Genomic DNA, 7,971 nt, shown 5'->3' on the forward strand with positions numbered 1-7,971 from the left:
TTGTCAGGCGAGCGCCAGGCCCAGCAACTCGGCGGCATCGATGGCGGCGGTGCGGCCGGGCAGGGACACCAGCGCCCGTCCACCGGTGTTCACCGCGCCCGTGACGCCGCGCAACATGGCCACACTGGCTGCAATTCGCCATCCCGCCTTGTGGGCCTGCTTTTGCAGGAGCAGGGTCGCGCTCACCGTGTCGCCCACCGGCAGTATCTGCACACTGCCATGCAGGGGATCTGCAAGTCTGGCCAGCGCCACCGGGCCGCTGTTCAAGGCCACGCTGACATCAAAACGCGGCAGCCTTTGCCCGGGGAAATGGGAATTGAGAAACTGCTGCACCCGTTTGGCCGAGTCGATCAGGCCCAGGGCGGCCCGGGCGGCACGCAACCCATGGTTGACCGAGGTCGTGTCCGTGCTGTCGACGAAAACGACCATCAGGCCCTCGCCAACAAACTGCATGTGGCGGGCGCCAAACAGGTGCACGGTATCGCCGGCATTGTTGTAGAACTGGCGCACCACATCGCTCAGCTCCGTGCTGGAAAGTTTTTCAGCCAGCCCCGCGTAGTTGAGCACGTCGACGAACAGGACAGTTGCATTCGAAAACTTCTCGTCCTGCCCAGAAGCATCCGCCGCAGGCCATTTGTCGCTCAGTTCGGCGGCCAGCTTTTTTTCATACAGGCGGCCCAGGTGCTGCTTCTGCTCCTCCAGGGCGGCCTGCACCGCAGCCTCCACGGTCATGACTTGTACGGCCGCCTGCATGTGCCGCTTGTTCAGCTGGGCCGCGGCAGCCTCGCGCAACTCGCCGGGGCGGAAGGGTTTGGTGATGTAGTCGTCGGCGCCACTGGTCATGCCGATGCGCATATGGGCCCGCTCCTGCAGCGAGGTCAGCAGGACTACAGGCGTGGCCAGGATGGCCGGATCGGCACGCAGGGCCTGCAGCATCGCAAACCCGTCCATCACCGGCATCTGTACATCGCTGATGACCAGATCCGGCTTGTTCTGGCGCACCAGTTCGAGCCCGGATAGGCCGTTGTCGGCCGACAACACGTCGTACCCGTCTTTCCGAAGCACCGATGCCACCAGTGTCCGCGTGGCGGCATCGTCTTCCATGACCACTATCAGAGGCATTTTTTATCCCAGGCATTAACCGAAGCGCGACCAGCCCCCTAGCTTACACAATTTGTTACCAAACAAAAGGTTTTGGCTAAGGCGTCGGCGCACTGTTACACGGATCGACCTCGATCAGCGCAAGGCTTGCATCCATCACCTGCGGCAAAAATGCCAGTTGCACGTGAGCGGCTCCATGCACCAACCGGTTGTCTGCACCGGGAAGCGTCGCGGTGGAGCTTGGAAACACGATGTTGTCGCAGTTGGAATACCAGCAGGTGAACAGGGCGTGGCGGTGGGACGGCATGTTCAGGTCCAGCGCCCGGTGCCATTGCCCGGACAGTTGCATCTGGCGGCCGTTGGTGACGAGGCTGAAACGGGCCAGCCAGGTCCCCCGATGCGGCGTCCCGATGGTCACCACATGGCTGACCCGCGCCTCGGCCTTCATGGTCCTGAGCCAGGCACGGGCGGCCAGTCCCCCCATGCTGTGGCACACGAGCAGCGGCGGCAAGCCGGTGGCCGCGGTCACGCGCTGAACCGCCTCGTCGATCAGCGGCGCGTAGTCGTCAATGGAGGCAAAGGGCGGCTCCAGGTTGAGGGCGACAAACGCATGTCCCGTGCCCTGAAGCCGCATCAGCCAGGGCGTCCAGAAGCCCCGGTTGCAGAAAAATCCGTGGATGAACACCACCCCGCGCCGGCCTTTTTCGACCGTGTCTCCCGACAACTGATCGGGAACCGCCAGGGAGCGAAAAGGTTGGCGCCAGCAAAAAACCCGGGGCGCGACGAGCGTCTCTCCGAGCCAGGCACCAGCGAGTTCTTGCCACGTCGGACGCGGCGCGGGGTCGCCCCGATTGATGAATCGCAGCGCCACAAACTCCAGGGCCAGAAACCCCGAGTAGCCCAGCACCAGGACCCCGAAGCCGGCCAAGGCAAGCAGCGCAGAGTCATTCCAGAAAAAAACCAGCCAACCCACTGCGGCAACAAGCAGCGACACCGTGATCAGTTGCTGAAGGCGTGCCAGCATGGAGTGGAGCCTGCGCCGGTTGGGCTCAGGCCAGGACGACGTCGCGCCCGGTGAGCGTTTTGACCAGTCCCTGCGCCAGCCGGTTCACGCTGCCGTAAATCGACAACTGGGGGTTGGCCCCGATGCTGGTGGGGAAAATCGAGCCATCGTGAATCGACAGGTTGTCAAGCTGCCAGTGCACGCCATCGGGCCGCGTCACGCCCCGCTTTTCCTCGCCGCCCAGGCCGCAGCCCCCCATCACGTGCGCGCTCACGACCTTGGTGAGCAGCGGTTTCATGGGCAGGGCGTTGACGGCATCGCGCGCCTCGCCCCAGCTGGTGTAGGGTCGGGCCATTTCATGCAGCGGCAACACTTGGCGTGCACCCGCGGCAAACTGGATTTCCATCATCGACAGCAAGGCGCGGCGGGCGCCGTCCATCACGTAGTCGGTCAGCGGATAGTCCAGCACGGCCGAGCCGTCCCCGCGCAATTTCACTTTGCCGCCACGTGACTGGTCGTGAAAGCCATCACGCATCAGGGCCAGCAGGGTGTGGTTGTGCGGAAAGCTCTCCAGCAGTGCCTGCTGGCTCTGGCCAAAACCCGGCACCGTCGATGCAAAAATAATGGGGTGCAGCGGCGGCGCCTCCAGCTTGTAGCCCATCGGCCCGTCGATGGCCTGGGTGTCGAGGAAGTGATCGGTGTAAATGGTCTGCGGGGCGCCGCTCCAGGCTTCGACTTTCTGCGCAAACACCCCCGAGCTCATCACCACCGGATGCAGGAAAGTCCGCGTTCCCAGCAGCCCGTGCGGATCGGGTGCATTGGAACGCAGCAGCACCGCCGGTGAGTTGATCGCCCCGCCCGCCAGCACATAGTGTTTTGCTATTATTTTTGTAGCCACCTGCGCAGATGTAGCGGGGGCTGGCGCACCATTTTGCATCACAGGTCGGCAATAAAGCGCTGTCACCTTGCCGTTGGTCAGCTCAAACCTTTCCACGCGCATTTCGGTCAGCAATTGCGCGCCCAGATCCAGCGCCGCCGGGATGGTGGTCACCAGCATGGATTGCTTGGCATTGGTCGGGCAGCCCAGGCCGCAGGAGCCCAGATTCCAGCAGCCCTTGACGTTGCGGGAAATCGCCGCTGCTTTGATACCCAGTCTGGCCGCCCCGCGGCGCAACAAGTCGTTGTTTTCGTTGGGAGGGGTGAGCCACGGCAGGATGTTCAGGCGCTGCTCGGCCTGGGCAAAATAAGGGGCCAGCGCCTCCACGCTGTAGTCCGCCAGGCCAAACCTGTTCTGCCAGAACTGCAGGGTCGGCGCGGGCGTTCTGAAGGAGCTGGTCCAGTTGACGGTGGTGGAACCGCCGACACAGCGGCCCTGCAGGATGTTGATCGCCTTGTCTTCCGTCTTTCGCGCTGCACTTTCCTGGTAGAGCTGCGGATAGGCATCCGACTCCTTCTGGCGGAAGTCGCTGCTGCTTTTGAGCGGACCTTCTTCAATCATCACCACCTGCAAACCGGCCCTGGCAAGCAGCTCGGCGGTGATGCCGGCACCGGCGCCGCTGCCGACGATGGCAACATCGCAGACCATTTTTTCCGGTGCGGGGCCCAGGGCGCCGCCCAGAACTTTCCAGCCACGCGTCAAACCTTCGCGGATCGGGTCTTTGACTTGGCTCATGCGGTATTCACTGCCTTCAGATCCGGACCGGACCGGGATAGCCTAGCTGCGGCCAGGTAGACGCATCTGAAAAATAAGCTGCTGCGGTGATGTCATGCAATGCGGCATAGGCCTGCCGGCGCAGCACCAACCCGGACAGCCGCATCTCCTGGAGTGACTGCTGGATCCGGGCCTCTGTTGCCAATGACCATGCATCGTCCAGACCGGCCAGCGCGCGGCGCCCCGGTGCACTCGCCAGCAGGGACAGCAGTTGTGAGAGTTCGGCCTGCGCGTGGGGTGGTAAAGCGACGGTCAGTTCATCCATGCGGTTCAGCAAGCCGTTCAGCGCGTCCTGCCTCGGGCCATGCTCGCGCGGCAGGCTTTGATCGAGCACGGCACGGCCGACGGCCCGGAAGACCTCGCGACCTGCTGGGCTGAGCCTCCCCTCATGCAAACCCGGTGACAGCAGGGCCGCTGCGCCGCCGGCGACAACCAGCACCACGGCCGAGACCACACCGAGCTTGAGTAAGGTCCTTCTTTGCATGGTTGGAGTTTCGCATGCACTTCCGCGGTTTCAATAGGGCGCCGCACCTAGATAAACTCGGTGTTTATATGGACCCAGCCGCCGCCCGAATTCGTGAAGCCATGCAGGCGGTGTCGCTGTTGCGGCAAAGCCGCCTGGCCAATCCCGACCTTCATGCCGCCAGCCTGGAGGTCAAGCGTTTCCAGGCGCTGCGTTTCACGGCGACTTACGCCGACCTCCTCGACAGCCACCGCTATCAGCGAGCCGCGCATTTTTTCCTGAATGAGTTGTATGGCGACAAGGACTATGCGCAACGGGACCAGCAGTTTTCCCGGATCGCAAACACCATCGCCCGTCTTTTCCCCAAGGCGGTCGTCGAAACAGCGGCAGCCCTGGCCGAAGTGCATGCCCTGACCGAGGCGCTGGATGACCGGATGGCGCGGCAATGGCTGCTCGACCGCGCAGGCGGCCTGGCCGGCCGCTACCTTCGGTGCTGGCGCGCGGTCGACGATATAGCGGCACGGCGTCGGCAGCTGCAGCTGGTGCTGCACCTGGGCCAGGAGCTTGATCACCTCACCCATAGGCGGGGCCTGCGCAGCCTGCTGAAGATGATGCGGACACCGGCGGCGGCCGCAGGCCTGAGCGCGTTGCAGGATTTCCTTGAAGCCGGGTTTGAATCTTTTGCCCAGATGCAAGGCGCCACGGAATTTTTGAAGGTGGTGGAGACACGGGAGTCGGCATTGATCGACTCCCTCTTCAATGATGACGCTGTCGCCTGCGAGACCTTTTTGCTTCAACTTCTTGCCCGTACAGCGCCGCATTAGGACAAGCCCCATACGCGTTGAGCGCCGGTGCTTTCACAATGGCGCACAAGGAGTTTTTCATGGACAAGTTCTGGCTCAAAAGTTATCCCGAGGGTGTACCGCACGACATCGACCCCGAGCAGTTCCGCTCGCTGAACCAACTGCTTGAGGACTCCTTCAGGAAAAATGCCACGCGGCCTTTTTCGGTCTGCATGGACCGCTGGATGACCTATGGAGAACTGGATGACCTGTCATCAGCACTGGGCGCCTGGTTGCAGCACCTGGGACTCGAGCCTGGTGCGCGGGTGGCCATCATGCTGCCGAATATTCCGCAGTTCGCGGTCACCATGGCGGGCATTCTGCGCGCCGGTTACACCTGCGTGAACGTCAATCCGCTCTATACCGCACGTGAACTCGAGCACCAGCTCAAGGACTCGGGCGCCACCAGCATCGTGATCCTGGAGAATTTTGCGGGGACGCTTGAAGAGGTGATCGACAAGACGCCCATCAAACATGTCGTGATTGCGTCCATGGGAGATTTGCTCGGCCCCTGGTATGGCCGCTGGATCACCTTCGCCGTCCGGCACCTCGCAAAAATGGTCCCGGCCTACAAACTGCCGCTGAGCAACGGCCGCACCGTGACGCCTTTCAAACGGGCCATCAGCGACGGCGCAGGGATGGTCCTCCAACCCGCGCAAAGCACCCTGGATTCAGTCGCATTCCTGCAGTACACAGGCGGGACCACCGGTTTGTCCAAAGGCGCTGTCCTGACACACCGCAATATTGTTGCCGCCATCCTGCAGGCCGAGGCCTGGTTCACGCCGGCGCTGCGTCGTCTTGGGGATGTCAGCAAAACCAACGGCATCGCGGCATTGCCGCTCTATCACATCTTCGCATTGACGCTGTGCCTGCTGGCGATCCGCTGGGGCTCCCACCTGACGCTGATCCCGAACCCCCGTGATTTCGGGAAGTTCATCGAGGTATTGAAAAAACGCCCGTTCCACATGCTTCCGGCGGTCAACACCCTGTTCAACGCACTCCTGCAGCATCCGCAAATCAAGACTGTTGATTTTTCCCACCTCTGCGTGTCCCAGGCGGGCGGCATGGCGGCCTCCGAGGGAACGGCCAAACACTGGCTGCAAGTCACCGGGTGCCCGATGATTGAAGGCTGGGGCATGAGCGAGACTTGCGCGATCGGCACCAACAACCCCGTGCTCAATACCGAGTTCAGCGGCACCATCGGTCTGCCGTTGCCAAGCATAGAGATTGCCATCAAGGACGATGAAGGTCGTTCGCTGCCGGTTGGGGAGTCGGGCGAGATCTGCATCAAGGGCCCGCAGGTGATGACCGGTTACTACCAGCAACCAGCAGAGAACGAGAAGGCCTTTACCGTCGACGGATTCATGCGCACCGGGGACATCGGCATCCTGGATGCGCGGGGCTATACGAAAATTGTCGACCGCAAGAAGGACATGATCATTGTTTCCGGCTTCAACGTCTTCCCCAATGAACTCGAAAATGTTGTCTCCCTGTGCCCGGGTGTCGTTGAATGTGCGGCCATTGGTATCGCGGACGACAAGCAGGGCGAGGCCATCAAGATTTTCATCGTCAAAAGCGACCCTACGCTCACGGAAGAACAGATTGCCGAGTACTGCAAGCAGAATCTCACGGGTTATAAACGCCCCAAATACATCGAGTTTCGTGACGATCTGCCTAAAACCAATGTTGGAAAAATCCTCCGGCGTGAACTGCGGACAGCGGCCTGATGAATCGTTTCGTGTCGCATCATGCCTGACATGAAGTTGCCCAAGGACGTTCAGGTTTTTGAACGAGGCTGGCTGTCCTCGAACAACATCCTGCTCGTGGGGGATGCGTCTTGCGCCCTTGTGGACAGTGGTTACAGCACACATTCAGCGCAGACCGTCGAGCTGGTGCAATCAGCACTGGGCACACGTTCACTGGATTTGTTGCTGAACACCCATTTGCACAGCGACCACTGCGGCGGCAATGCGGCGCTCCAGCAGGCATACCCCGAACTGGAAACCCTTATTCCGCCCGGTCAGGCGGCACTGGTGTCGCTGTGGGATGCAGAGGCTCTGACCTATCTGCCAACTGGGCAACTTTGCCCCCGCTTCAAGCACGACGCTTGCCTCTTGCCGGGCACAGAAATCCGGCTGGCTGACCTGATGTGGCAAATTCATGCCGCGCCAGGACATGATCCTCACTCGGTTGTACTTTTCGAGCCCTCTTCGCGCACCTTGATATCGGCTGATGCGCTGTGGGAAAAGGGATTTGGCGTGGTTTTTCCAGAGCTCGAAGGTGAAAGTGCTTTCAGTGAGGTCGGAGCCACGCTCGACCTGATCGAGCAGCTGTCCCCCCACTGGGTCATCCCCGGCCATGGCCCGGTGTTCGGGTATCGGCCAGAGATCCTGGCGCGATCGCGTGAGCGGCTCGATGCTTTTGTGAAAAATCCGGCCAGGCACGCGCACCATGCCGCCAAGGTTTTGCTCAAGTTCAAGCTGCTGGAGCAGCAGCAACTGCCTTATGCTGATTTTTCGGATTGGGCCGCCAGCACACGCTATTTCCAGCTTATTCGCACGAGATTTTTCCGCGCCATTCCCATGGTGGACTGGATCGCCCAACTCACCGATGAGCTGGTGCGTTCCGCTGTTGCGCGGAAAGAGGGCGCGATGGTCTTCAATGCCTGACGCCGGCGGAACGGCGGACGGAGCTACTGCCTGGTAAGCGTCCGGCCACCCCCTTCTTGAATTCGGCCGTATAAGCGGCAAGGATGGTGTCCACCAAGGAATTTAGGTGGACACCATGAAAGACTCCAAGAAGATCGTGCGCCGGCGTCATAGCGCCGAACTCAAGGCGCAGGTTCTGGGCG

At 61.6% G+C, this 7,971-nt stretch carries 8 protein-coding genes; 3 read left to right on the top strand and 5 right to left on the bottom strand.

Annotated features, from left to right (window positions below):
• Positions 1–3 precede the first annotated feature (3 nt).
• From B7G53_RS10960 to B7G53_RS10975, 4 genes are all read right to left on the bottom strand, one after another.
• Positions 4–1,122 (bottom strand): response regulator, encoded by a 1,119-nt coding sequence (locus B7G53_RS10960; RefSeq protein WP_096667501.1) that lies wholly within the window; start codon positions 1,120–1,122, stop codon positions 4–6.
• A 76-nt stretch (positions 1,123–1,198) separates the two neighbouring features.
• Positions 1,199–2,125 (bottom strand): esterase/lipase family protein, encoded by a 927-nt coding sequence (locus B7G53_RS10965; protein WP_096667503.1) that lies wholly within the window; start codon positions 2,123–2,125, stop codon positions 1,199–1,201.
• A gap of 25 nt (positions 2,126–2,150) precedes the next feature.
• Positions 2,151–3,776, bottom strand: coding sequence for a GMC family oxidoreductase (locus B7G53_RS10970; protein ID WP_096667505.1), 1,626 nt, complete (start codon positions 3,774–3,776; stop codon positions 2,151–2,153).
• Positions 3,777–3,792: 16 nt separating this feature from the next.
• Positions 3,793–4,299: a hypothetical protein gene (locus tag B7G53_RS10975; RefSeq protein ID WP_096667507.1), complete on the bottom strand. Its 507-nt coding sequence runs from the start codon at positions 4,297–4,299 to the stop codon at positions 3,793–3,795.
• A 68-nt stretch (positions 4,300–4,367) separates the two neighbouring features.
• On the opposite strand from B7G53_RS10975, the gene B7G53_RS10980 reads away from it, so the two are divergent.
• Genes B7G53_RS10980 through B7G53_RS10990 form a run of 3 tightly spaced genes read left to right on the top strand, consistent with a single transcriptional unit; the run spans position 4,368 to position 7,789 of the window.
• Positions 4,368–5,102, top strand: a complete 735-nt coding sequence (locus B7G53_RS10980) for an FFLEELY motif protein (RefSeq protein WP_096667509.1) — start codon at positions 4,368–4,370, stop codon at positions 5,100–5,102.
• 59 nt (positions 5,103–5,161) lie between these two features.
• Positions 5,162–6,847 carry an AMP-binding protein gene (locus B7G53_RS10985; RefSeq protein WP_096667527.1) on the top strand — a complete coding sequence of 562 codons (1,686 nt, stop codon included), beginning with the start codon at positions 5,162–5,164 and terminating at the stop codon, positions 6,845–6,847.
• A 21-nt stretch (positions 6,848–6,868) separates the two neighbouring features.
• Entirely contained in the window at positions 6,869–7,789 is a 921-nt protein-coding gene (locus B7G53_RS10990; RefSeq protein ID WP_096667511.1) for an MBL fold metallo-hydrolase, read from the top strand.
• Here the strand turns inward: B7G53_RS10990 and B7G53_RS23015 are convergent.
• On the bottom strand, positions 7,779–7,971 hold a 193-nt coding region (locus B7G53_RS23015), incomplete at its 5' end, for a hypothetical protein (protein ID WP_217992608.1). The two genes, B7G53_RS10990 and B7G53_RS23015, sit on opposite strands and share 11 nt — an antisense overlap.

It is taken from the genome of Polaromonas sp. AET17H-212 (assembly GCF_002379085.1).
Taxonomy (GTDB): domain Bacteria; phylum Pseudomonadota; class Gammaproteobacteria; order Burkholderiales; family Burkholderiaceae_C; genus Polaromonas.